We start from the raw sequence: 254 nt of genomic DNA, 5'->3' as shown, positions 1-254 counted from the left end.
TCGCCAAGCTGCCGGGCATGCTCAGCAACGCCGCGATCCCCGACCTTGCGCATATCGGCGAGCTCTCGCTCCAGGCGTATGGCGTCTCCCAGCACATCCCTCAGGCTGGACGCCTGGCGGGCACGTTCCTGGAGACTGTCGAGCCGTGCCTTGACGGTCTCGAATGCCTTGCCCAAGGAGGGGTCGGCGATGCCGCCGATGGAGACCACCAGGTCCATGTCTTTACTCATGACGGTTCGTCTCGTCTGTTATCG

Annotated in this window: 1 protein-coding gene; it reads right to left on the bottom strand. The window is 63.8% G+C overall.

Annotated features, from left to right (window positions below):
* A partial coding sequence (locus tag ACLJNW_RS26795) for a hypothetical protein (RefSeq protein ID WP_410961594.1) occupies positions 1 to 230 on the bottom strand: 230 nt, incomplete at its 3' end.
* Positions 231 to 254 lie beyond the last annotated feature (24 nt).

This window comes from Salmonella sp. SAL4457, assembly GCF_046548235.1.
Classification (GTDB): Bacteria; Pseudomonadota; Gammaproteobacteria; order Enterobacterales; family Enterobacteriaceae; genus Salmonella; species Salmonella enterica.
This window is presented reverse-complemented; position numbering and strand designations above follow the sequence as displayed.